The following is a 22,455-nucleotide window of genomic DNA, read 5'->3' as shown; positions in this document are numbered from 1 at the left end:
CCCTCTAAAGTCATGACTCAATCTGAACGTAAGAATACTGCTATTTATGCAGGTACATTTGACCCCATCACCAATGGCCATACTGACCTTCTTCGCCGTGCATGCGAACTGTTTGATCACGTGATTCTGGCTATTGCTTCTAACTCAAAGAAAAACCCGCGATTTACACTCGAGGAACGCATACAACTCGCCCAAGAGGTTTGCGGTGATAAATTCGACAACCTCACCATAAAAGGCTTCAACACCTTACTGACTGACTTCGCAGACGAGGAAGGTGCTGGTGTACTGATTAGAGGCTTACGTGCCGTATCAGACTTCGAGTATGAATTTCAGCTCGCCAGCATGAATCGCAATCTTCGTCCCGAGATAGAATCGGTATACCTAATGCCAGAAGAGAAATATGCGTTTATCTCATCGTCTTTGGTTAAGGAAGTTGCTAGTCTGGGAGGGGATGTATCTAGCTTCGTACATCCTGCTGTCATGAATGCACTGCAGAACAGTTTAAAATAAACTATTGCCGACAAAAAACGTATTAAGTATTTTGTCGGCGTATTCAATGCGTTATATATAGAACTTTATAGATTCTTCAGCGCTTCGAGTTGAGCTGGTGAAAAAGCCTGACTAATACTCTTTTTCTTGCGCTTACTTTTTTTACTACTTTTGGACTTGCCGTTATCGAAAATTTGGTGAGATGTCACATTCGTGCGACTCGACAAATATCCTGCCACTTGATAGTGCTTTAGATGACTAGCCAGCCAGTGAGCCGTATTTCCTTCTGAATTACGTGCATCCGGATCTAAGCCCAGAGAAAGATAATATCGAACCATGTCTACATGACCATAGCGTGCAGCCAGGTGTAGATTAGTCCAGTTCTTTGCAGTTTTTTCCTCAGGGTCTAAGCCAGCCTCGATGAGCATTTTCGCGATATCATACGCTCCCTGTACACTTGCATCATGAAGCAAGTTAACATTCCCCGGCAGCTTTTGCTCAAGATCAGGGTCTCGTTCCAAAAGTACGCGAACAACCGATGCCCAGCGCTTTCTGATTGCCAAGCGCAGACTTGTATCTTTTGTATCCGTGACATAGACATTGCCAGCACCCGACTTAAGTAACCACTTAGTGCGTGCAGCATCACCAACATCCAACGCATTGTAGAGACGGCGAGCTAACTCTGGGTTATAGAAGGCAGGGTTCTTTGGCTTTTCGACAGGCTTCTCTTCCTCGGCAACCACGGACTCCTCATCAGCTGCAGCCTCAGGTGCTTTTGTACTTGGAGATGGTGTTGGCAACGTTTGAACCGAGGGAGGTGCAGACACAGCCGCAGGAGCTGGATCGAGCCCTAAAATTTTTCTCTTATTGCTATCCGAAGATTGCCCAAGCTGCTCGAGTAAAGCACCAAAGTCACTCGGTAAAGGCTTACCCGTTGAATCTAACAATACATTGCTATTAGCATTTGCCACAGGCAGGAGCCCGATGACTACGACTATTGACAGCGATGCTAACTTCGCTGAAGGCGTAAAACTGAAATATCGCGACAACATCTTCAGTCCCCAAACTGTAATATCGAATGCAATAGTGTAGCCCAAATCGGGCGGTGATGTGTATAGTTCTATCTCATATGAACATTAATAGGACATTAAATATTCATTAACAGAAAAATTAATGCCCTAATAGCTAAGCAACAGCCTGATAGTCTCTAAACACACCGATTAAGACGCCTTGAATCTCAACCTGATCAGCAGGGTAATACATCGTTTTGAGCTGATTATTTGCAGGTTTGAGCTCGACAACACCTGTCGAGTGCGGGTGATAATATTTGAGTGTTGCCTCTCGCCCCTCAACCAATGCCACTACAATCGTACCCGGCCTGGCGGTCTCTTGTTTTCGGATCACAACATAGTCTTCATCAAAGATACCGGCACCAATCATAGAGTCACCACTGATCTTCAACACGTAGCGACCAGCACCACAAAAGAAGCGTGCAAGATTAATCTGCTTCTGGTCGATAATGGCTTCGATTGGCTTACCCGCAGCAATTCTTCCCAGATATGGCAAACTGCCTAACTCATCATCTTCATCCACATATTCATAGGCGAACTTACCTGACGACTCAAATAAGTTTCCAGCCCGGATCAAGGCCTGAACATGCTTATGAACCGTACTACGACCAATTCCTAACTTATATCCAATTTCTTCTAATGTTGGCTGACGTTGATTTTCGCGAATAAACTCGCGAATCACGCCTAGCACCATATTTTGTTTATTCGTCAGCATTCCTGTTTCCTTTTAGTTGCCCCTACTCTCTTATATCGAACAAAATGGAAACTTTCAAGCTCTTCTCATTAACTGAACACGATTTAGGCAAATATTAGTTTCTATCGGTCAACACTTAACAAACCCTATCAATTGGACTATATTATACCAACGGATGATTACTGGGCTGTTTGTCAGTATTCGGGTATCCCTTGAGCCTAATTACTTTACCCGGGAACAGGCGTGGAAAGGCTGTGTGCATGACCGCTTGTCGGTACGCCTAATACCTTTCTCGTGGTTCCCACTTGAACCGCTGGTTCAAGGTCAATGTCTACAACGGCGGTTTGGTTTTCATCCTTATTGTTAAATCCTACAGCATGACAATTTCAGGCTGTAGCATCCGCAGTACTCAGAATCAAATCAATTATTCCATCTACCGCCCCCAAGTGAGTCATTACTCTGAACTGAACATTCGGATAATCTTTTTCAGCCTGCGCTATCAACTCCGGAACATCGTCGACCACGTGTGTACCGGGCGCCAGAAAGTACGGCAATATCACGACTTCAGTAGCACCCTCTTTAACCAATGATGAGATACCATCAGGTATGGACGGCTCCGTAAGCTCAAGAAACGCATATTCAACTCCGTCAAAACCCGACGTATTCAGCCGACTCCTGAGCTTAGAGGTTAATTGCTTGATGGCATCATTTGACGATACCAGACGGCTACCATGCGCAACCAATAGAAGGGATTTCATACTTAAAACTCGCAGGCTTCGGGAAGTTTCTGCACACTGACTTTTGGATCTACTTGCTTACTCCATGCCTCTACGGGTATGGATTCACCAAACGGCTCGTCATACCCAATCCAGTACACATAAGCTCTCTGCCTTTGCTCAGTATAGCGTGCATCATATCCTAAGAAGCGCACATACTCAGCATGGCGGCGAGCCCGGTCAAGATCATCAAATGTGCCTAATGCGATAGCATTTTTATACGGCCCGGAGTCAATAATCTCGTACTGCTTAATCTGCTTTTGCTGTATCTGGTTCTGTTTGATATCAGCAACTACCTGCTCAGCCGCTTCACGACTGGCAAGCTGTGGCAAGAAAACTAAGTATTTCTGTATTCTGTCAGTCTGCTGGCGTGAGATTTTAACAGCAAAACCTTCATCTGCGATTCTATTCGCCACTAAGCGTGCGGTCTTTTCAACGCTGTAGGGACCAACCGTAAAACAAATGGCTGATTGATTAGCAGAAGGACTTCCGGCACCACCAGAGGCATTCATACTGAGAAGTTTAATCGTCGGAATACCAGGTTCTTTCAATGGCGGCGGACGATCAAAAGCCACACTAAATAAATACACACCCACAAAGTAGAGTATATTCAAAGTAATCAGTGCAATGATCAAAATACGCATTATGTTCCAGAAAATTCCGTTAAACCCAGCAAAACAAGGTGTGGCTCTAACTCAAAAGTAAGCCTTGAATGCTTAGCTATGACGTGCGCGTCGCCGCCACATAGCAATCTGACAACACTAATATCACCACCATAAGTAGTCCTGAGTTGAGACTCAATTCTTTGACATAAGCCTTCAACTGCACCTACCAAACCATACAAACTACCGCTACCAATTGCCTGTGCCGTATCTTTTGCAAGCACTGAAGGCCGATCCAGCTCATGCGCATCCAACTGCTTTGCCCTACTGGTCAGGCTATCACCCCATAATTGCAATCCGGGAATAATAACCCCACCGCAAAATACACCATCCGATGTTAAAGCATCAACTGTTACTGCGGTACCACAGTCGACAACAATACAATACTGATTCGGAAAAAGCTTTTTAGCTCCGACCAAAGCGACAAATCGATCACTACCTAAACTTAACGGCTTAGCATAGTTATTTTGAACACCTTGAGCATTCTCAGATGAGGCTGCCCAAATTAAGTTGATACCTTGCTGCTCACAATAGCCTCTGACGCTGCTTTCGAAGCCTTGCCCCAGCACAGACACCAATATCAGTTTTGTGAGATCAGGGAAAGCCAACAACTGTTTTTTTAAGCACTCTATAGCAGGCTCATTGTTGTAGGGGATTGATTTAAAATCGGATAATTCGCTGTCGGAATATACTGCCGCTTTCAGACGACTATTACCCATATCGACTACTAGCTCCATCACCAACGCACCTTTCGTATACTGGTGTTAAATGCGTTGATCGCTCCACTTTCCAGCTTCACCAATAAATGACCTGAGTCATCAATACCTGACGGTATACCGCTGACTTGCTCATCACCCTCAAAAAATGTGACCTGTTGACCACGGACGATATCCCAAAGATTCCAACGATGCTTAAATTCTTTGACAGCCACATGTGGGAACTCCACCATTGATGTAAAAAGCGCATCTAACAAAGCAATCAGCAACTGTTCACGGTCAACAGACCGACCCATTGCCTCACTCACGCTTGTCCAGGGCTGATCAATATCAGATGCCTCAGCCATATTGACGTTTAAGCCAATTCCAACAACCAAACGGGAGGACAAATTACTTGCCTCAATGAGGATGCCACCCATTTTCTGTTGCTGCCAATAAATATCATTTGGCCACTTTACCCCGTGCCCTTGCATACCCTGCTTTTCAAGCACCTCAGCAACCACTACCCCAATCCACAAACCCAACAAGCCAAGATGTGCAGGCGGCTCGTCAAATTCCCAACCAAATGAGAGATAAATATTCTCATCACTGCTTGAATCCCACAGCTGGCCATGACGACCACGTCCGGCTGTTTGTTGATCCGCCAAACAGACCAACGGAGACTGTTGCTGAGACTTTACCCAGTTACTCGTGGAGTCAACCGTATCGAATACACGAATATCCGCCCAAGGTTGCTGGCAACCTTGACTTAATCTGTTTGCATTTAGTTTGTAGTGCATAGATGTGAAGTCTTTGAGCGTATTAACCACCGGAAGCAGCTTCAGCAGATTTCAAACCAACCAGAGCCGACAAACTAGACACGTTTTTTGCATACCAGAGTCTGACTCTCAACCCCCACCCCGTTGTCAAACCAACCTCTTTGACACGGATCGCCCCTTTACCATCGATGATGTAACTTGCCGGTACAGCCTGCACACCAAACAACTCAGCCAGTCGTCCGTCGCTGTCAGGAATGACATTCCATGAGTCGAGGTCTCTTTCTTTTATGTATTCAGCGACTTCTTTTTTATCTCCGGACTTAAATGCAACACTCAATACATTCCAATCCTTCTGTACGCCCGTAATAGACCCTTCAGTCATTTTGCAGAATTTGCACCAGCTGGCCCAGAAGTGCAGCAATACCGGTTCTCCCCTGTAATCCTCAAGATTCACAACCTTGCCGTCCATCAGTACCGCCTGGAAATTAGGCGCTTGCCCCGATGGCAAGTCTCGCTGCATCCAGAAGCGAGCGGCAAAGACAATACCGACAATAACTAATAATTCAGTGAACAATCGCAACCAGCTACGTTTACGTTTTTTTCTTACTGATCCACTCATTTACATTCATTCCCCAAATTAACCTTCGAACAAGCCTTATGTATCTGGCAAATAATAACATAGTTAGATTAATTCGTAGCACGCAAAAAGGCCGCCTCTACCCGAATGAATCCGGATAGCTTGGCGGCCTTCTGCTTAGCAATGATTCGAGTGATTAACGGAAGGTAATTGACACCTTACCAGAACCATTCTTACCACGACCATCATGGACACCATAGTAGAACTCATCCGTGCCAGAAGCATCAGGCAAGGCAGTGTATTCTACCCACGTCAGAACACCGTTATTGTCGGCAACTTTCGTCGTTGAACCTTGTGAGCCACTGGTGACCTGATCCAATACCAACGTGTCACCATCGGCATCAAAGTCATTCTCAAGCACTCTGATTACGACCGTTTCACCCGGAGATACTGTAATCGCTTCACCCGTAATGGATGGAAAACTATCATTATCATCATCAGGGTCTGTCACACTAATCGTTGCAACCGCAGAAGCAGTTCCACCATTTCCATCGGAAATGGTGTATTCGAAAGCATCACTTTGAGGCGTACTTGGTGGTGTATAACGAACAACGCCACCTGCAGTCAGACGAACCGAACCGTAGCGGGCGGTCTGTACATCAATCACTGTCAAGCTATCGCCATCAGGATCAGTATCATTTGAAACAATATCCAATGTCATTTCAGAGCCATTGATAAAGGCAGACAAAGCATCTTCAACTGCATCTGGCTCATTATTTGGGCCGCTGGTAGGTGCTGTAACATTCAAAGTAACTTTTGCAGCGTTGGTACGACCATGAACATCCTTCATGGCATACCAGAACTCATCAACACCGGTGAAACCAGCAGGAGGCGTATATCTTACTGAGCCACCATTATCGTAGGTTCTTCCACCTTTTTGAGTCCAGTCATATAACTTCTCAAACTCAAGACCTGAACCAGTATCGTTACTGAAAATATTCAGTACATTATCGCTTGAGTTTTTGACGATATCATAATTATCAGCCCCCGCAGTAGGCCACGCTCCGATATCAACAGCATGTGCAACCGTGACAATAACGCGCGCTGCATTAGTACGGCCCTGACTGTCAGTGATAACATACCAGAACTCATCCTCGCCCTTAGCCCAGCTAGCAGGCGTATACGTTAGTTTATTGTTCTGGATTTTTACTGAGCTACCTTGAGTCGTTATTGCATTAACGTCTGTTACCCGTAAATCATCTCCGGTATCGTTCCATAATGGATCAATAACAATGAACTCACCCGGACTTGTGCTTGCTCTGTCCTGGCCAGCAGTTGGCCATGGTGATGATACGGTTGGCTCAGAGACGGTAATCGTAAGCTCAGCACTGGTAATTAGACCATCAGCATTTTTGATACCGTAGTAAAAACTAGTCGTACCAACAAAGCCTGCAGGCGGCGTGTAAACAACTTTATTGTTCACAATGGCAGAAGAACCGGTACCATATGGTGCGGGCTGATCAACCACTTCGATGAAAAGACCTGTACCGGTATCATTTGCGAGAACATCTACAGTTACTGGCTGACCTTTTGTGGTACTTGCAGAATCAGCATATGCCTGAGGCACCTCAAGTGAACCAGCAGCTGTGACGGTGATGGGCGCACTGGTGATGTCGCCGTTAGCGTCTTTAATACCGTACCAGAATTCCGTACTGGTAAAACCAGCTGGTGCGGTGTAAGTGATTGAGTTAGAAGTAAAAGTCGTTGTACCCGTACCAAAAGGAGCTGGCTGATCTACCGCTTCGATAAACAACCCATTACCTAAATCGTTATCTAATGGCGTAATGGTGATACTCTGGCCGGGAGCGACCGAGTAAGCATCAGGGTTCGCTGTTGGAGCAGCAGTGGCCTGAGCAGAAAGCACCATCAACGAGCATGCGATAAGAGGACGTTTGAAGCGGGAGTGTGACTTGATTCTTATTGGGGAGGTCATATTGTTTTTCCTATTACAACCTGGTGAGCCAGACACCCACCATTGGTTAATATCCTGACGATCCTTTGTCGGGACCACGATTATTAGTTACACGCACTAATAGTCCTATTATCTCAACTGACCGACGATCGATTACTTCCACTTATCGGCTTTTTACACTACGCATATCGGATCATCACCATATCACTACCGTTCATTTCATACGTTCATCCTTACGAGCAAATACAGACTATGACTTTAGCTGAATGACGTCGTCCACTCCGGTCGATAACTGTGTACCAAAAACTATCGCGTCCCTCGTAACCTTTTGGTGGGATATATAAGATTTTATTATTTTTGACATACACCCTCCCTCCTTTGGCCGAACGATTATTCACACCACTTAACCGCAGGTTCAGGCCACTATCATTAGCCAATACATTTATACGAAGCTTACTAGTGCCAATCGACACATTCAGATAGTCTGTTTTTGCTCTGGGATAAGACATAGAAGGCTGGTGAACATCACTACGACGACGATTTCTCCCAGCGATTGGCTTTGGCTGCGATGACATGGTTTCAACGTGATTTGCGTTACTGGTCGAACTGGCAGCACGTACGCAAGCCACATTAAATACAAACGTCGCTGACATGAGTGTAGTCATGAACATTGCTTTTTTATATTGCGAAATAGACATAACAAATTCCTTTTTATTTTGATTATTTCTCACTAGTCTTGTTAATTATTAAAGATCTAGTCTCTATGAGTTTGAATATCGTCCTGACATCCATTTCTCTACCTATATTCTGACAATGTCTACCCCCTGATGACACACAGCAATTAGCCCTTCTATCCAAAAAAAACGACCATTAACAAGTAATTGCGAAAAAAATCGCCTCGTACTACCCCAATGATGCAATAGCTATCGGTTTTTAATGAAAAACTTGATATTCTCCACCGTTCATAAAAAGCTCATTCAGGTAAAACACGGTGACAGACAATACAATCGACTATAAAGCGACGCTAAACCTACCTAGCACGGATTTTCCGATGCGCGGCAATCTGGCGAAGCGTGAGCCCGATATGCTTAAAGGCTGGGCAGACGATGGTCTCTACCAAGCAATGCGGGCACATGCTGCCGGACGCCCTAAATACGTTCTGCACGATGGCCCTCCTTATGCTAACGGTGACCTGCACATTGGTCATGCGGTGAATAAAATCCTGAAAGACATGATTACCAAAAGCAAGAACCTGGCGGGCTTTGATGCAGCCTATGTTCCTGGCTGGGATTGTCATGGTTTACCTATTGAACAGAAAGTGGAGCAGAAAGTTGGAAAAGTAGGTGTCAACGTTGATGCTAAAAAATTCCGCCAACTATGCCGTGAATTCGCACAAGGCCAGATCGATGGGCAGCGTGAAGACTTCAAACGTATGGGCGTTTTAGGTGACTGGGAAAACCCATACCTAACGATGAACTTTCATACTGAAGCCAACATCGTTCGCTCTCTCGCTAAAATCATCAAAAAAGGGCATCTTCTTAAAGGAGAGAAACCAGTTAATTGGTGCTTAGATTGTGGCTCATCATTGGCTGAGGCTGAGGTGGAGTATGAAGATAAGACCTCACCAACGGTTGACGTTAAGTATCGCGTGATTGATACCGCAGCAGTAGCCGCAACGTTTGGCATCGAGACGCCGGATGAGATCTCTGCCGTAATCTGGACAACGACCCCATGGACACTGCCTGCCAGTGTGGCAGTCACGGTACACCCTGATTTCACTTACAATCTGGTGAAGACTGAGCGTGGCTACCTGATTCTTGAACCTACCTTACAGCAAAGTGCGCTTGAGCGTTATGAGCTGGAGAACACCGAAGTTGTTGGAGAATGTACTGGTAAAGATCTGGAGAATGTTCTGCTGCAGCACCCTTTCTATGAACGTGAATTACCCATCATTTGTGGTGATCACGTGACGACAGAAGGTGGCACAGGTGCTGTTCATACCGCACCCGCTCACGGTACAGACGACTATATCGTCGGCCAAAAGTACGGTATCGAGGTCTACAATCCGGTTGGAAATGACGGTAAATTCCTGCCAGACACGCCGCTCTTTGCAGGACTCGATGTTTATCAGGCAAACAAAGCTATCATCGAGTTGTTAACTGATAACGGGCAACTACTCAATACCCAGAAAATCCGTCACAGTTACCCACATTGCTGGCGTCATAAGACACCGATCATTTTCCGTGCTACGCCTCAGTGGTTTATCAGCATGGAAAAGCAAGGTCTGCGTCAGGCAACCCTCAAAGCGATCAAAGAAGTAGAGTGGATTCCTGCCTGGGGGATTGACCGAATCTACAATATGATCGAAACCCGTCCCGACTGGTGTATTTCCCGTCAGCGTTTCTGGGGTGTGCCAATTTCTTTGTTTACACATAAAGACACTCAAGAACTTCACCCTGACACCTTAGAGATTATGGAGAAGGTTGCTCTGGGTATGGAAAAAGAAGGCATCGAGTACTGGCACAGTGTTGATGCAAAAGAACTGATTGGTGATGATGCAGATGACTATGTCAAAGCCATGGACACTCTGGATGTTTGGTTTGACTCAGGCACTACGCATGAATCAGTATTGCGCACCCGTGTGGAGTTATCTTTCCCCGCGGATATGTATCTGGAAGGGTCAGACCAACACCGTGGATGGTTCCAGTCATCATTATTGACTTCGATGGCAATGAACGAAACACCACCATACAAAAATGTGTTAACACATGGCTTTACGGTGGATGCGAAGGGCAAGAAAATGTCCAAGTCGATCGGTAACACCATTGCACCACAAAATGTAATCAACAAGCTTGGAGCGGACATCCTGCGCTTGTGGGTATCCTCTTCTGATTACAGCCGTGAAATTACTGTTTCTAATGAAATCATTAACCGAACGGCTGATGCTTACCGACGCATCCGCAATACATCGCGTTACTTGCTATCAAATCTGAATGATTTCAATCCAGAGACAGACTTGTTAGCCGCAGATGATATGTTGCCACTTGACCGCTGGGCGGTTGCCAAGGCAAATGACGTACAGACGCGTATCACCAAAGCCTATGCAGACATGCAGTTTCATTTGGTTTACCAGGAAATGCTCCACTTCTGTTCCATTGAAATGGGTAGTTTGTTCCTGGACATCACTAAGGACCGCCAGTACACCATGCAAGCAGACTCAACCGCTCGCCGTTCAGCACAGTCCGCAGCTTATTTAATCCTTCACGCACTGGTACGTTGGATGACGCCAATCCTCACGTTCACGGCGGAGGAGATCTGGAAAGAGATGCCGAAGGATGCTGACGATAAAGCACTACCCTACGCGCAGTTTAGTGTTTGGTCTGATAAACTGTTTGCCATGAGTCATAATGATCTACTCAACAACGATGAGTGGGCGACTATCTTTAAGGTACGCGAAGCCGTCAGTAAGCAGCTGGAAACCTTGCGTAGCGAAAAATTGATTGGCTCCTCGTTGGATGCCAGCGTTACTGTTTATAGCAGTGGCGAAACCTTAGCTACCATCAAAAAACTGGGCACTGAGCTTCGCTTTGTACTGATTACTTCAGGCGCAACCATCATAGAAGCGGATACCGCACCTGAAGGAACTACCCCCGTTGCAGAGCTGGCATCAACATGGATTCATTCGGAAGCATCCAGCGATGATAAATGCACGCGCTGCTGGCACCATCAACCCGACGTTGGCGTTGACAGCAACCACCCCGAGTTATGCGGTCGTTGTGTCAGCAACGTAAGCGGTGATGGCGAGGTTCGCCATTATGCTTAAGTGGGTATGGGTATCCATCGTTATAGTTATTCTGGATCAACTCAGCAAATGGATGGCCGTCGCCAATCTTGAGGAGGGGGTGCCAAATGCTGTTATACCTCACCTCAACATGACACTAGCCTACAACTATGGTGCCGCTTTTAGCTTCTTAGGTGATCAGGGGGGGTGGCAACGCTGGTTTTTCGTTGTGCTTTCCTTTGCCGTTAGTGTCTATATCCTTTATTGGCTGAAGAAGCTAGACCGCAGTGAACGCTGGACTGCTATCGCCTTATCTTTAGTCCTCGGCGGCGCCTTTGGTAACGGCATTGATCGTCTGTTAAGCGGAAGAGTGACTGATTTTATTGATTTTTACGTCAATTTTGATCTCTTTTTCCTGAATAACGGCCACTTTGCAATATTTAATATTGCGGATATAGCGATTACTATAGGTGCTATATTATTAGTCGTGATCAGCTTCTTCCCGGAAAAAGAAGAAGCTAGCACCACAAACTAACCCCGCGGGATGGCTTTTCCTATCCTATCCGGACTGATTGAGGTGAATGTGTAGGTGCATTCACCTTCAACCAACTTTAGCTGCGAAGGTGTTCGGGGAAACTTTCGACAGTTAGGTGGTCGGTATTTATAAATAGAACAACGGAACAAGCCATCATTATCAGTTGTCAGAAACACGCAACGCACTGGCAGCTTGCAACAAGCACCACAACCACTACAACTGCCTGTACGGTTTTTATGTACAGGAAGGATTGAGGTTATGGTTCTAACGAATTTAGAAGACATAGAATAACTCTAGTTTAAGAATAATAATCAGAACTACTTAAGCCTGAGTAAATTAACATCACAGTATAGTCTGCTTACTGGGGGGACGTCACTATCAGACGCCGGTTCTACTATACTCGGGAGAAACAAATGCCACTCTTTAAGAAGCCCGACATTACAGAAAACGACATTACTGACTACAATATCTATAAGAACAGGCGTCAGTTCATGAAAACGGCAGCTGGTTTGGGAATTATCGCCACAACAGGCATGGCAATCCAACCATTATTTAGCCAATCCACTAAGAAATCTTTTTCCACCGACGAAAAGCCAACCTCGTTCAAAGATATCACCAGCTATTGCAACTTCTATGAATTCGGCACCAAGAAGACTGACCCATCAGAATACGCGCACGAGCTGCAAACAACGCCGTGGACAGTAGACATTGATGGGGAATGTGACAAGCCGGGCACCTACGCACTGGAAGATCTGCTAAAACCAGTCACCATCGAAGAGCGAATCTACCGTTTACGCTGTGTTGAAGGCTGGTCCATGGTTATTCCATGGATGGGATTCACACTTGCCGACCTGATCAAACGCGTACAACCTAACAGTAATGCGAAGTATGTGCGTTTTGAAACGGTCTATGATCCGGATGCGATGCGTGGCCAAAGAAGCGACATGTTGGAATGGCCATATGTTGAAGGGCTTAGGATGGATGAAGCCATGCATCCACTGACAATCCTGTCGACCGGATTGTATGGAAAGGATCTCCTGAACCAGAATGGCGCACCACTTCGCTTAGTGATTCCCTGGAAGTACGGCTTCAAAAGCATCAAAAGCATCGCGCGCATTAGCTTTACCGAGACCCAACCGTTCAATTCCTGGCAACAATTTAGTCCGGAAGAATATGGCTTTTACTCCAATGTAAACCCCGAAGTACCCCACCCCCGCTGGAGCCAAAGTAAAGAGCGCCGGATTGGTGAGTTTATGAAACGAGACACCTTGATGTTTAACGGTTATGCTGAGGAAGTCGCTGAGCTATACGCTGGCATGGACCTGAAACGATACTTCTGAGCTTATTATAATGCAGCTTAAGGCGACCACTTTTAATAACATCCTCAAGCCAATACTGTTTCTATTACTGCTTGCTCCTACGATATGGCTAATCGCAGGTCTATGGTTAAACACCCTAGGGGCAAACCCAATTGAATATATTCTTCATACTCTCGGGGATTGGGCACTCAGAATATTACTGTTAACACTACTGCTATCCCCACTAAGGCGACTCTTAAACTGGATTCAACTGGTTCAGCTGCGACGGATGATGGGGCTGTTTACGTTTTATTATGCCTCACTACACCTACTGTGTTATCTGTGGTTTGAACAAGGATTTAACCTATCCAGTGTTTATTCAGACGTCTGGGATCGCCCGTTTATCTTGTTTGGTATGACTGCGTTTTTGTTTCTTATCCCGCTTGCCATCACGTCTACCCGCAACAAAATGAGACAACTGGGAAGGCGCTGGAAAGTGCTTCACATGCTCGTTTATCCTGCAGTCATATTCGGCGTGGTACACTTTTGGTGGCTGGTAAAAGCTGACACTACAGAACCGCTCATTTACGCCCTCCTGACATTTATTTTGTTAACGGAGCGGTTGTGGCGATTCAAACGGGGAGAAAAGTCCGGGGCTTAGGGTTTCAGAAAGTTTATCAGCGCTAATAACAATAACAACAAAACGGCAATATCACATGAATAATACCGCCCTGATTAGCGTCTCACTTATTGTAATTTTTGGACTGACTGCGTGCAGCAATAACTCACGCAAAGCATCATCAATGAAGGTCAATACTGCTGCAAAAGTACAGAGCAATTCGAACTACACAACACCTCAAAATGTAGCCTCCAGCAAAGCTGTTCAAAATAATTCACGTACTCAACAACAGAATTACTACCAACAACAATGGGCTGCAAAACAAAAGGCGCTTCAGGCACAGCAAGAACAAAAAAGACTAGCCTATAACCGTAATTGGCAGAACCAACAAAGACAACTAGCTCAACAGCAAGCTAATGAGCGCGCTACTCAAGCAGCACAGGCTCATGCGCGCAATGTTTGGCAACAGCAACAAGCCCGCGACAAAGCAAATCAACTGGCAGCACAACGACAGATTGCACAGCAAAAAGCCCAGCAACAAAGAATCGCGCAACAACGTCAGATGCAAGCGCAGCTCGCGGCACAGCAAAAAGCCCAACAGCAACAGCAAATGGCTCAACAGTACGCCATGCTGCAACAAAACCGCCAGATGATGCAGCAACCTCGCCAACCAACTCAAGGTAGTGGTATTGCCAGTCTTTCTGATAGTGAGATCAGAGCGATTGGTGATAAGATTTTCAGAAATGAAAGTGGAGGTGATATAGACAAACTAGTGCACTGGAACGTGGGTGAGAACTTCGCATCTATGGGTATTGGTCATTTCACTTGGTACCCGGCAGGACGCCGAAATCGTTATGGTAATACCTTCCCGGGGTTACTCGACCACCTACAATCTAATGGCGTGAGGCTGCCTGTCTGGGTGCAAAAAGCTCGTTATACTGGCGCACCCTGGAGAACTAAAGGTGAGTTAAACCGGGCCAAGCGAAGCGCTCAGGTTCAAGAGCTCCAAAACCTGCTGTACCAAACCCGATATATACAAGCTAGCTATATCTTCGATCGGGCAAAACGAGCAATGCCTCGTTTAGTCAAAGCAACCCCAAGACATCTGCAGGCACATGTTGCTCAAAACCTGAATGCTGTGGCGAACACACGCGGTGGCTGGTACGCCTTAATCGATTATGTAAACTTTAAAGGTGAAGGCTTAAATCGTAAGGGTGGCTACCGTGGTCAAAACTGGGGCTTACTGCAGGTTCTTGAAAACATGAGACCAAGCCAACCGGGGCAGATGGCGTTGAATAACTTTGCCGACTCTGCCATCGATGTACTCACTCGTCGAGTCAGAAACTCAGATCCTAAGCGAAATGAAGCTCGTTGGCTGCGCGGCTGGACAGTGCGGTGTAATACATATCGCCATCCGTTTGTAATCTAGACAATATTAAGCACCGGTACCTGAGTTGATTTCCAGTCTTCTCAGGTGCTTGAGTGTTCGATTAATTTTAGTGACAAGTTCAGGAAAGTTAGCAAGTACCTTACACTCCGGCCAACTTCCTGTCTCATCAACCACTTGATCTAATCGCTTCAATTCATCCAGTGCTTGAGACTTAGCACCGACTTCAAAATAGGTCAGCGTTTTGATTAGGTGTTCCAGACTGTCTGCGACCGACACCCGAGACCCTTTGATAAAGGCATTTTCAGTATCGCCTCTTTCCAGATAATAAAAAAATTCGGGTATAAAATAATAACCCGGCGGTGAAGGGTTATACTTTCTCAACTGTCGGATTTGCTTGATACCCTGCTCTGTCTCTCCCATGAAGTACAGCACACTTCCTCCAATGAAATCCCACAGCGTATTTTCTCTGTTTAATTTTTTAGCCGTATCCAGATAACGCTTCGCCTGAACATAGTCATCCAGAAGAAAATAGCAAAACCCTGTTAACAACGCGACTCCAGCATCATTCGGGTAATACTTTGCTAACTCATAACAATGCCGGAGGCGTATTTCGTAAGTGTCCTGAATTAGATTATAGTTGAGGAAAAAATCGAAGAACCCTAGTGAGATATAACCCGCTTTAGCCACATAATCTGCAGGGAAACGCTCCAACCTACCTTCCAGGAAATCAAGATACTGACGTGCCCCATCTAAAGTTGGTTCATTGCATATCGAGATATAGTAAACATAGGCAGCCTGATGATCCGGTATAAACTCAACACCTTTCTTTAGGTACGATTGCGACCAATGTTTACCCAACAACCCATAAGCATCTGCGATCAACGGACTTATCAAGCGCTTATAAAACAACTCCAGATCAGTGACTTGGTAAGACTCCGGTAACACAGAGGACTGACTCCAGAGAATCTCCTGAGTGACACGGTGAATAGCCACGCTACTTAGTAAATAAACGCCATCTCTAGAGTTTTCAACCACCTCAATCCGTAATACATAGTCATGCTGCTCCTCTGCCAAAAAATGAATTGCACCTCGTTCGGCCACTTGTCCCTCCGCCGAAAAATCCACCGTCAGATCCATGTGCCTGAAGTCGGCTAGCTTAATCGACAAATCACGCCTGACACGCAGCATTAACTGCATCGCCTTCTCGGTTGCGATAAGAGGACTCTGACAAACCAGTAACAGCCCCAACCCTTTGCTAAGCTTGTTTTCCAAGCTACGGGAAAAGCTCAGCTGATATGAGCCTTTGGGCAAACTAATTCGATATGGAGGTGGAATGAAGTTATCTTGCTCATAGAAACTATCTAGCAACTTGCGTAAACGTGCGGCTTCGATGCGAACAATGGGGTCCTTGCTAGAATCAAATGACTCATCGCGACCCAAGCAATTAACAGCAATAGATCGCTGCTGCAGGCCAGCACTGTCATTGAGATAAGTATGCTTAACCAAATACTTCAGTAACCGCTGCATTTGGGGCTTTGACCGAAACAAGTGACTGCTCAGAATCAGGGCTTCGGTAGTGGCTACCTGTTCATCAAGCTCCATCACTGCTCCAGGTGCTGTCTGACACGCGCTGAGAAAGCCTCTTTATCAACGGCTACCATAGCAATATCTGATTTAAAGCGTGAGAACTCCATAAAATGAAGGCATTGATGAACAACTGATTCACAATGATGTTGCCGAACCTTTTCCCTGCATCTATCAATTGCAGACTGATCATTTACCAATAAAACGTAAATGTATTCCAGCGCAGGGTAAATCGCCGGAAATCGCCCAAACTGATCAACAATCAAAGCGATGCGCTTAATGCCAGCCTGCCACTCCCCCATCAGACATTGGAGCACTGCCCGCTGAAATGAAAACGAGTAACCAGTATCATCACAGTCCTTAATCGCTTCAAGCTCCATTCTGGCGATATCGTACTCTTTAGAAAAGAATGTCATAGAGGCCAGTAAAGTGTGCAAACTTGCATTCCCGGGATCGAAGCGAAGCGCTTCTCGCACATGGCGAATACCATCTCTTAGTGGCTCCTGAGAAACGTCAAAACCATGAATCATTTCTCTGTAGTAAAGGTCCGCTAAAGCAAAGCCCAGAAGTCGGTCACCAGGATGTCTTTTAACGGCATCAGCCACTGTGAACATCGCCTTTTCAAAGTTTTGCTTATTAGCCTGAGCCTGAAACTGGTGATATTGAAACATAGCATGCAGCGGGATATTTTCCCCTGAATCACTCCCCCGTCTTAACTCAAGCCATAACGACCAGAGCTGACCGACTTGCGGATCAAAGTAATCAGATACCCAATGATGTAAGAGCCGGCCGATTACCTGATGATCATAATCAACGGCCAAGGCTTCACTATGCTCAAACAGTACCTGCTCTGCATCCCCTTGCAAAATACTGGAGCTAACCTGAAAACCATTGCCTGTCGCCGACACAACAACACGCATTACAAAGTCAATTGAATCTCCTACCTTACCTTCCTCATTAGGCAATGCGACCAGTAGTCTTACACCATGTATTTTACCGATATCTATCGTCAGACCAATTCTCATTTGGTGACGAAGCAAATAAAGTGCTGCACTTTCCTCACCCTGCGTAGCAAACTGTACTAAAAGTGATAAACACTCTGGCTTTGCATCGTTTGCCGCAAGCTCGGGTAAGTAGCCCCGATCTGAATCTATAAATTGTTCTTCGATGACCGGGCGATATTGACCAAGGGGGATGCTAATACGGATGCTTCGTGAAACCTCCTCTTCATAGAATCGATTTAAGATACGACGCAGACGTCCTATCTCAATTCTGACAACAGGATTTTCGGCAGGGTCAAAGTCATCACTCCTCCCCAGACACTCTATGGCAATCGCTCTTTGATCGAACGCCACTTCACTATCATCCTCACAGTGACGAACCAAATATGACAACAATCGCCTCATCTGAGGCTTATTACAAAAAAAGTGAGAAGCAAATAAATAGTCAATCTCTTTTGTTAGTTCGTAACTGCTTAATGTCATTAATATGTATTCAGCTATCGCTGTCCGTTACGAAGCATTGGTAGATAGAAAACCGGCCAAACATGGAACAAAATCTTTAATATCTCTCAAGCCCTAAGTTTATGAGCGACATACTACTTCACGGCTTTGCAATTGTACAAACCTGACATGTGTGTTTTATAAGCATAAGCATCTAATTCGTAAAATATTTCTGTCCATATTACTAGTAAAATACATACCTAACTTACTGTAAGCTTAACATGAGACTATTATCACCCTCGAGATGTAATCTCGGGGATTGGCGCTGATGTTCAAACTAGGTCAACTTGAGTAGAAAACTGATGCGCCTGATTTAGGGCCGGGCATATACCTAATATTGTCCGGCCTTTTTTGGTATTTCAAATACTATTTAAAAAGAGTGGGCCAAAGAAGCCCAACAGCAAGCACTTAAAACAGTGCCAAGACGAGGTACACCCCTATGAACTACAGTAAAACGCTCGTAATACTTTCACTTATTGTCGCGACCAGTGCACTCCAAGCCTACCGCGCACCGCTCAAACCTGGCAGCTCTCCTTATACCCCCTCAAAACCAACGCAAACACACTTCATTCAGTTCTTTTCCAGTACTAATGCGACCAAAGCTGAAGGGATGAAAAACACATTACAACTTCAGGGCTATCCGGCATTTGTATTTGTAAACAACCCCAAACAAGCTAATCAAACTTATTATCAGGTTCAGGTTGGCCCTTTCCCAACTCGTGATCAAGCGAAAAAAGCAAAAACCAAAGTTGTTAACACCTATCCTGAATATGATTTTTTAAATGATGCCATTCTGAAAACCTCATTGTAACTATGTCCAAGCTGATTCTATTTAATAAACCCTACGGTGTGTTATCGCAATTCACTGCAGAACCAGGCATCAAGACACTGGCGGATTATATTCAGTCACCTGGCTGCTATCCGGCCGGCCGCCTTGATAAAGACAGTGAGGGGTTAATACTGCTGACCGATGACGGTAAGCTACAGCACCGAATCGCTAACCCAGCCAAGAAAATGTCTAAATGCTACTGGGTACAAGTGGAAGGCGAACCCAATGAACAAGCATTACAGCAGTTGCGTGATGGCGTGTTACTCAAAGATGGCTTAACCAAGCCTGCAAAAGCACGCTTGTTAGAACCTGTCCCCGAGCTTTGGGATCGCACGCCGCCAGTGAGAGTCAGAAAGACAGTGCCCGATCACTGGATTGAACTCACCATTCGCGAAGGAAAAAACCGACAAGTACGTCGCATGACTGCCGCGGTAGGCATGCCTACGTTGCGATTAATTCGCTACCGTATTGGTTCATGGACATTTGACGGGCTTAAAAATGGCGAATGGCGAAGCGAAACCGTTTAAGTAAATAACTGCGGGCAAATTAATCCAGACGATAAGTTTTTTACCTAACATCGCGCTATACTTCTGCGCCATACTGATTAATCGACCGGAACTCCTATGGCTATCGGAACCCTATATATTATCTCTGCACCTTCAGGGGCAGGTAAAACAAGCTTAATTACTGAACTACTTACTAGTGTAGAAGGCCTGGAAGTCTCTGTTTCACATACCACACGCGACATGCGTGAAGGCGAAGTGGACGGCAAACACTATCATTTTGTTACGGCAGATGAGTTCGAGCTTGGCATTACAGATGGCCTGTTTCTTGAGCACGCCAATGTCTTCGGCAATTATTATGGAACATCCCGAGCCAGCATTTATCAGCGGTTAGAAGCAGGTGTTGATGTTATCTTAGAAATCGATTGGCAAGGCGCACAACAGATTCGTCAGCTTGAACCATCAGTGCGTAGTATTTTTATCCTTCCCCCTTCGGTAGAAGAACTGGAGAAACGACTACAGAAACGAAATCAGGATAGTGATGAGGTCATTAGTCGTCGTGTGGCACAGGCAAAAGAGGACGTCACTCACTTTGTGGACTATGACCATGTCATTATTAATGATGACTTTGATATTGCTTTAGACAATTTACGCAGTGTATTTAAAAGCCAACGAACAAATCTGGATAAAGTACAGCTACGTAACCCAGCTTTTTTTAGTGCATTATTGAATCAGACTTGAGTCTCAGGCCTCATTACATACACTGAGAAATAATGAGAACGGACTTCACAGTGAAGCCCGTGCCTTTTTATTTACTTTTTCAGCAAGTCACGAATCTCTATCAAAAGCTCTTCCTGAGATGGACCAGTTTCTTCAGGCTCTTCTTCTTTCTTACGCTGTGCTTTATTCATAATTTTGATGATGATGAAAATAGCAAACGCAACGATTAGGAAATCAATGAGTGTTTGTGCAAATGCACCATACTTAATGACAACAGCCGGAACATCACCTGCTGCCTCCTGAATCGTGTAAGCCAGATCTGTAAAGTCGACTCCGCCCATCAGTACACCAATTGGCGGCATGATGACATCTGCTACCAGTGATGACACAACCTTACCAATTGCCGCACCGATAATAATACCGGCCGCCATATCGATTAGATTACCTTTCATTGCGAATTCTTTAAACTCTGAGATCATTCCCATTTCTAGTTATTTCCTTTATTTATATAATTGGTGGAACGAGCAATGGCCTCACCCCGGAATGGAACGAAAACATCTAACAAGTCCTTGGGTTTTTTACGAACGACGCTTAGTTGGGACTACTCAGAATCCGGTTCAAAGCGAATGATAATTCTTGATGGTTCTATCTCAAGAATCTGGTCAGCTACTTCAGGCGCAATCAGACAACGCTTTTCCCCCAGAAAAGCAATGGCAAGTTTGCCCGCTGAAAGTAGTTCCTGTTGGGCCTCGGTCACGAATAAGTATTTCACCGAACTCCCTACTACAAAGTTATAACGCAACTCAGCCGCTTCATCATTTTGCATATTATTGCGGATTAGTGCGCCAATCTTTGCACGATTTTGCTTACGGACTCTGGCGGCCTCTTTACGCTGCCGATCCTGCTCTTCTTTCTCTGCCTTCTCAGTGCTATCACGCTCTTTATAAAAGCGCTCTAAATCGGTCAACTCTCGTTTCTTTGCTTTAGCTGCTGATTGCGTCTGACCAGTTTGAGGTTTTGATTTGTTTTTATTATTTTTTCTCGGTTTACCCGATGGCTTTGGTTTAGTCTCAGCTTTTTTAACTTGCTCTTCTGTGACCAGACCAGCCTTGAGCAACTGATCGCGTAAGGAACTCATTTTTAGATATAACTCTTTTTAAAATTAATCAATCAGTATCCAGCAGCTACATAACAACCCAGAATACTCAGCGCGATGATATCGCCTACAGCTGGCCTTGTCACATAAAAACAAATCAAATCGTAATAAGTTTTAGTATCGTCCGGATTTAATGCAATCAAGCTTATAATAAAGATTATTAGTTTTCTCATTTCGCCCCAAAATCATGCATCATTCCCTGAATAAGCATAGGATTTATCATGCTCTACCGCTATAATGCCCCAAAAATTTGTAACAACCCTTCTAGGATTACACAATGAATATTGATAATTTATCAGTAGGCAAGGACGTCCCTAATAACGTAAATGTTATTATCGAGATCCCTGCTAATGCTTCACCAGTAAAATACGAAGTAGACAAAGACAGCGGCGCACTAATGGTCGACCGTTTTATGACTGCTCCAATGTTTTACCCTGCAAACTACGGTTTCGTTCCTCACACACTTGCTGATGATGGCGATCCTATTGACGTACTTGTTGTTACACCAGAGCCATTGGTTCACGGCTGTGTAATCCCAGCTCGTCCTGTTGGCGTATTAAACATGTCTGATGAAGGTGGCGGTGATGTAAAAATCGTTGCAGTTCCTGCTGGTAAGCTTTCGACCGAGTATAACGATGTTGAAAACTACACAGACCTTCCAAAGCTTTTGCTTGAGCAAATCGAACACTTCTTCGAGCACTACAAGCAGCTAGAGAAAGGAAAATGGGTGAAGATTGACGATTGGGCTGACGCGGCTGAAGCGCGTAAAGCCATTCAGGAAAGTGTTGACGCTTATAACAAGTAAGACATAAGTTGTACTGTTA

General features: G+C 45.2%; 24 protein-coding genes and 1 other RNA gene. 11 read left to right on the top strand and 14 right to left on the bottom strand.

Going from position 1 to position 22,455, the window contains the following annotated elements:
• Positions 1 to 12: 12 nt before the first annotated feature.
• Positions 13 to 510, top strand: a complete 498-nt coding sequence (gene coaD / locus DKW60_RS18455; protein WP_109839138.1) for a pantetheine-phosphate adenylyltransferase — start codon at positions 13 to 15, stop codon at positions 508 to 510.
• A gap of 65 nt (positions 511 to 575) precedes the next feature.
• Here the strand turns inward: coaD and DKW60_RS18450 are convergent, their stop codons facing one another.
• Complete coding sequence (locus DKW60_RS18450; protein ID WP_181389783.1) at positions 576 to 1,460, bottom strand: ankyrin repeat domain-containing protein; 885 nt, start codon at positions 1,458 to 1,460, stop codon at positions 576 to 578.
• A 214-nt stretch (positions 1,461 to 1,674) separates the two neighbouring features.
• Complete coding sequence (lexA, locus tag DKW60_RS18445) at positions 1,675 to 2,274, bottom strand: transcriptional repressor LexA (protein WP_109839136.1); 600 nt, start codon at positions 2,272 to 2,274, stop codon at positions 1,675 to 1,677.
• A 155-nt stretch (positions 2,275 to 2,429) separates the two neighbouring features.
• Here lexA and ssrS point away from each other — a divergent pair.
• Positions 2,430 to 2,608, top strand: a non-coding RNA gene (ssrS, locus tag DKW60_RS18440) — 6S RNA.
• Between the two features lie 31 nt (positions 2,609 to 2,639).
• On the opposite strand, the gene DKW60_RS18435 is transcribed toward ssrS, so the two are convergent.
• The 7 genes from DKW60_RS18435 to DKW60_RS18405 all read right to left on the bottom strand — a co-directional run bounded on the left by DKW60_RS18435 (position 2,640) and on the right by DKW60_RS18405 (position 8,412).
• Positions 2,640 to 3,011, bottom strand: coding sequence for a sirohydrochlorin chelatase (locus DKW60_RS18435; protein ID WP_109839135.1), 372 nt, complete (start codon positions 3,009 to 3,011; stop codon positions 2,640 to 2,642).
• A 2-nt stretch (positions 3,012 to 3,013) separates the two neighbouring features.
• Positions 3,014 to 3,673 carry an SPOR domain-containing protein gene (locus tag DKW60_RS18430; protein WP_109839134.1) on the bottom strand — a complete coding sequence of 220 codons (660 nt, stop codon included), beginning with the start codon at positions 3,671 to 3,673 and terminating at the stop codon, positions 3,014 to 3,016.
• The gene (locus DKW60_RS18425; RefSeq protein WP_109839133.1) at positions 3,673 to 4,428 is read right to left on the bottom strand and encodes a type III pantothenate kinase; all 756 of its coding nucleotides are present in this window, start codon (positions 4,426 to 4,428) and stop codon (positions 3,673 to 3,675) included. The genes DKW60_RS18430 and DKW60_RS18425 overlap by 1 nt, the downstream gene beginning before the upstream one ends.
• Positions 4,428 to 5,186: a biotin--[acetyl-CoA-carboxylase] ligase gene (locus DKW60_RS18420; RefSeq protein ID WP_109839132.1), complete on the bottom strand. Its 759-nt coding sequence runs from the start codon at positions 5,184 to 5,186 to the stop codon at positions 4,428 to 4,430. The genes DKW60_RS18425 and DKW60_RS18420 overlap by 1 nt, the downstream gene beginning before the upstream one ends.
• Positions 5,187 to 5,208: 22 nt before the next feature.
• Positions 5,209 to 5,784: a redoxin domain-containing protein gene (locus tag DKW60_RS18415; RefSeq protein WP_109839131.1), complete on the bottom strand. Its 576-nt coding sequence runs from the start codon at positions 5,782 to 5,784 to the stop codon at positions 5,209 to 5,211.
• A 154-nt stretch (positions 5,785 to 5,938) separates the two neighbouring features.
• A complete protein-coding gene (locus DKW60_RS18410; protein ID WP_109839130.1) occupies positions 5,939 to 7,735 on the bottom strand; it encodes an Ig-like domain-containing protein in 1,797 nt (598 codons plus the stop codon).
• Positions 7,736 to 7,947: 212 nt separating this feature from the next.
• Entirely contained in the window at positions 7,948 to 8,412 is a 465-nt protein-coding gene (locus DKW60_RS18405) for an Ig-like domain-containing protein (RefSeq protein WP_109839129.1), read from the bottom strand.
• Positions 8,413 to 8,765: 353 nt separating this feature from the next.
• Here DKW60_RS18405 and ileS point away from each other — a divergent pair, with 353 nt between their 5' ends.
• Positions 8,766 to 11,537, top strand: a complete 2,772-nt coding sequence (gene ileS / locus DKW60_RS18400; RefSeq protein WP_219988829.1) for an isoleucine--tRNA ligase — start codon at positions 8,766 to 8,768, stop codon at positions 11,535 to 11,537.
• Complete coding sequence (gene lspA, locus DKW60_RS18395) at positions 11,530 to 12,030, top strand: signal peptidase II (RefSeq protein WP_109839128.1); 501 nt, start codon at positions 11,530 to 11,532, stop codon at positions 12,028 to 12,030. The genes ileS and lspA overlap by 8 nt, the downstream gene beginning before the upstream one ends.
• Here the strand turns inward: lspA and DKW60_RS24735 are convergent.
• Entirely contained in the window at positions 12,027 to 12,314 is a 288-nt protein-coding gene (locus tag DKW60_RS24735; RefSeq protein WP_109839127.1) for a YkgJ family cysteine cluster protein, read from the bottom strand. The genes lspA and DKW60_RS24735 overlap by 4 nt on opposite strands.
• 129 nt (positions 12,315 to 12,443) lie before the next feature.
• Here DKW60_RS24735 and msrP point away from each other — a divergent pair, with 129 nt between their 5' ends.
• From msrP to DKW60_RS23790, 3 genes are read left to right on the top strand one after another with little or no spacing between them, the layout of a single operon-like run.
• A complete protein-coding gene (gene msrP, locus DKW60_RS18385) occupies positions 12,444 to 13,370 on the top strand; it encodes a protein-methionine-sulfoxide reductase catalytic subunit MsrP (protein WP_109839126.1) in 927 nt (308 codons plus the stop codon).
• A gap of 10 nt (positions 13,371 to 13,380) precedes the next feature.
• Entirely contained in the window at positions 13,381 to 13,989 is a 609-nt protein-coding gene (locus tag DKW60_RS18380) for a protein-methionine-sulfoxide reductase heme-binding subunit MsrQ (protein ID WP_109839125.1), read from the top strand.
• Between the two features lie 55 nt (positions 13,990 to 14,044).
• Positions 14,045 to 15,376, top strand: a complete 1,332-nt coding sequence (locus DKW60_RS23790) for a hypothetical protein (RefSeq protein ID WP_181389781.1) — start codon at positions 14,045 to 14,047, stop codon at positions 15,374 to 15,376.
• 6 nt (positions 15,377 to 15,382) lie between these two features.
• Here the strand turns inward: DKW60_RS23790 and DKW60_RS18370 are convergent, their stop codons facing one another.
• On the bottom strand, positions 15,383 to 16,939 hold the full coding sequence (locus DKW60_RS18370; RefSeq protein ID WP_109839124.1) for a tetratricopeptide repeat protein: 1,557 nt from the start codon (positions 16,937 to 16,939) through the stop codon (positions 15,383 to 15,385).
• Entirely contained in the window at positions 16,939 to 18,276 is a 1,338-nt protein-coding gene (locus DKW60_RS18365) for a tetratricopeptide repeat protein (protein ID WP_146203521.1), read from the bottom strand. Before DKW60_RS18365 ends, DKW60_RS18370 begins: the two co-directional genes overlap by 1 nt.
• A gap of 586 nt (positions 18,277 to 18,862) precedes the next feature.
• Here DKW60_RS18365 and DKW60_RS18360 point away from each other — a divergent pair.
• The 3 genes from DKW60_RS18360 (at position 18,863) to gmk (ending at position 20,496) form a co-directional block, all read left to right on the top strand.
• Positions 18,863 to 19,234: an SPOR domain-containing protein gene (locus DKW60_RS18360; RefSeq protein ID WP_109839122.1), complete on the top strand. Its 372-nt coding sequence runs from the start codon at positions 18,863 to 18,865 to the stop codon at positions 19,232 to 19,234.
• Positions 19,235 to 19,236: 2 nt separating this feature from the next.
• The gene (locus DKW60_RS18355) at positions 19,237 to 19,779 is read left to right on the top strand and encodes a pseudouridine synthase (protein ID WP_109839121.1); all 543 of its coding nucleotides are present in this window, start codon (positions 19,237 to 19,239) and stop codon (positions 19,777 to 19,779) included.
• A 96-nt stretch (positions 19,780 to 19,875) separates the two neighbouring features.
• Positions 19,876 to 20,496 carry a guanylate kinase gene (gene gmk / locus DKW60_RS18350; RefSeq protein WP_109839120.1) on the top strand — a complete coding sequence of 207 codons (621 nt, stop codon included), beginning with the start codon at positions 19,876 to 19,878 and terminating at the stop codon, positions 20,494 to 20,496.
• 71 nt (positions 20,497 to 20,567) lie between these two features.
• Here gmk and mscL read toward each other — a convergent pair whose 3' ends face one another.
• Positions 20,568 to 20,960, bottom strand: a complete 393-nt coding sequence (mscL, locus tag DKW60_RS18345; protein WP_109839119.1) for a large-conductance mechanosensitive channel protein MscL — start codon at positions 20,958 to 20,960, stop codon at positions 20,568 to 20,570.
• A 116-nt stretch (positions 20,961 to 21,076) separates the two neighbouring features.
• Entirely contained in the window at positions 21,077 to 21,613 is a 537-nt protein-coding gene (locus DKW60_RS18340; protein WP_109839118.1) for a DUF2058 family protein, read from the bottom strand.
• Between the two features lie 295 nt (positions 21,614 to 21,908).
• On the opposite strand from DKW60_RS18340, the gene ppa reads away from it, so the two are divergent.
• A complete protein-coding gene (ppa, locus tag DKW60_RS18335) occupies positions 21,909 to 22,436 on the top strand; it encodes an inorganic diphosphatase (protein ID WP_109839117.1) in 528 nt (175 codons plus the stop codon).
• Positions 22,437 to 22,455 lie beyond the last annotated feature (19 nt).

The organism is Leucothrix pacifica (assembly GCF_003172875.1).
Taxonomy (GTDB): domain Bacteria; phylum Pseudomonadota; class Gammaproteobacteria; order Thiotrichales; family Thiotrichaceae; genus Leucothrix; species Leucothrix pacifica.
The sequence above is the reverse complement of the archived record's forward strand: the minus strand, read 5'-3'. Positions and strand labels throughout refer to the sequence as shown.